Annotated in this window: 2 protein-coding genes and 1 pseudogene; 2 read left to right on the top strand and 1 reads right to left on the bottom strand. The window is 67.9% G+C overall.

Annotated features, from left to right (window positions below; all coding sequences use genetic code 11):
* Positions 1 to 132, top strand: a pseudogene (locus ACTWQJ_RS50815) (IS481 family transposase); the annotation flags it as partial.
* A gap of 301 nt (positions 133 to 433) precedes the next feature.
* Positions 434 to 916 (top strand): hypothetical protein, encoded by a 483-nt coding sequence (locus tag ACTWQJ_RS50810; protein WP_443313106.1) that lies wholly within the window; start codon positions 434 to 436, stop codon positions 914 to 916.
* On the opposite strand, the gene ACTWQJ_RS50805 is transcribed toward ACTWQJ_RS50810, so the two are convergent.
* Complete coding sequence (locus ACTWQJ_RS50805; RefSeq protein ID WP_443313105.1) at positions 882 to 1,664, bottom strand: IS5 family transposase; 783 nt, start codon at positions 1,662 to 1,664, stop codon at positions 882 to 884. The two genes, ACTWQJ_RS50810 and ACTWQJ_RS50805, sit on opposite strands and share 35 nt — an antisense overlap.
* Positions 1,665 to 2,063 lie beyond the last annotated feature (399 nt).

Below are 2,063 nucleotides of genomic sequence, written 5' to 3'. Positions count from 1 at the left end.
CGATCAGAACAGGAACGACGCGACGCCTTCCCCGGCTGGCTGCACACCTACAATCACCACCGCGGACACACCGCGCTCAAGGGCCAGCCACCCGCCAGCCGCGTTCCTAACCTCTCAGGGCAATACACCTAGTTCAGGCATCGAGGTGCCATCACAATCCGAACGCGACGATGTGCTAATGCGGAATGCCGTAGAGGGGTACACGGCGCCTGCTTCGGCAGGGATCAGGATCAGGCACTGAGGCGCCCACCAGAGCTTGATCATCTGGGCTGCGATCACGCTCATGACCCGCCGCCTCGCACGACGGGGGAACCGTTCCCTAAGAAGCCGTTGTCTTTCCGAGAGTGACCGCTGCGTTTCTGCTGGTCAGGCATAGTTCCGCTGTCGTGCGGCAGTGATGGCATGTCGTGTTGTCTCCCGGTGGAGGTGCCTGGTGCCGTCGGTGATGGGGTTGCTGGAGGAGCAGGAGCGTGCGGCCCGACAGCGGGTCGAGGTTTTGCAGGCAGAGCTTCGGGAGGCGGAGGCCGCGTGGGAGCGGTTCGTGATTGCCCGTGAGACGGTCGGGCAGGTCCTCGCGGAGCCGCGCGACCGCGAGCAGGTGTTGGTGGCCGCGCCCGATCAGCGGCCGCGACCGGTCGCTGGGGCGGTGCCCGGCTCGGTGGTGCCAATGTGGACGGAAGGACTCGAAGCCGCCGCGCTGGCACCGGACTATCGAAGGATCATGACCATCCTGGTTGAGCGGGGTGGAGAGGCGATGGACTGCCGGCAGCTCGCCGCGGCGCTCGGTCTGGAGCCGGTTCCGGCGAAGGTCGAGGGGATGCGGTCGAAGGCCAAACGCCTGGCCCGGCGGGGCTGGCTGGTCGAGGCGGTGCCGGGGATGTTCAGTGTCGCGGACGGGCCAGGCGGCGGCTCATGACCATGCTCATCGACCAGAGGATCATCGCCTCGGCGCTGTCGGTGCGTCCCTCGTAGTCGCGGGCCAGGCGCCGTGAGCGCATCAGCCACGCGAACGTGCGCTCCACCAGCCACCTCTTGGGCAGCACTGTGAACCCCGAGAGACCGTCGCTGCGTTTGACCACCGTCAACGCGATCCGCAGGAGGCTGCGGGCGAAGTCGACCAACTGCCCGGTGTAGCCGCCGTCGGCCCACACCCGCGTGATCCGCCAGTGCCGCTCACGCAGCCGGGCCAGCAGATCCCGGCCCGCGTCCCTGTCGGTCACCGACGCCGCCGTGACCGTCACGGCCAACAGCAGCCCCAGCGTGTCCACCACGATGTGCCGCTTGCGCCCGTTCACCTTCTTCCCGCCGTCGAAACCCCGCGTCGCGGCCGGCACCGACGCAGCAGCTTTCACCGACTGCGCGTCGATGATCCCCGCGGTGGGCTCCGGATCCCGGCCGGCCACCGCGCGGAGACAGTCACGCAGCCGATCGTGCAGTTCACGGACCCAGCCCTTGTCGCGCCAGCGCCGCCAGAACGCGTAGACCCGGTCCCAGGCAGGGAAGTCCGCGGGCATCGCCCGCCACGTGATACCGCCCGCGACCAGGTACCGGACCGCGTCGACCATCTGCCGGTGGCAGTAGCCCTCTGGCCGTCCGCCCCTGCCCTCCAGCCACCCCGGCACCGGCAGCGAGTCCCGGACTGCGGCCCACTCGACGTCGGTCATGTCCGACGGATACCTCGGCCGCCTGTGCGGCCGATCCCCGGCGTTCCCGAACCGGTGCGCGAGACAATCACACGACAGAGCAACCGAGTTGGACTCGCCCGACAGTTGCACGGAAGACTGCGGCACAGGGCCTCCTGACGCTCGAAGGGACTTCAGCAATCCCGAGCTGGACAGGAGGCCCTGCCCTCATGCACGTCCCGCCCGAAGATCACCCCACCGAGTCGCCGCAGTCGAACCAATGCTCACCTCGATCGATAGAGCAACGGCGTCTAAGCTTGGCGTTTAACGTGGACGGGCTTGGTGTTCCTTGATTGATTCGGCGCGTTTGACCGTCTTGCCGACGTCGTGATGCTTGGCTCGCTCCTTGTTCTTCGAACCGGGAGGCCGTCCGGGGCCTGG

This window comes from Streptomyces sp. KR55 (assembly GCF_052245645.1).
In the GTDB taxonomy this organism is placed as follows: Bacteria; Actinomycetota; Actinomycetes; order Streptomycetales; family Streptomycetaceae; genus Streptomyces; species Streptomyces flavusporus.
Note: the sequence above shows the minus strand (reverse complement) of the source record. Positions and strands in the feature narration are given on the sequence as shown.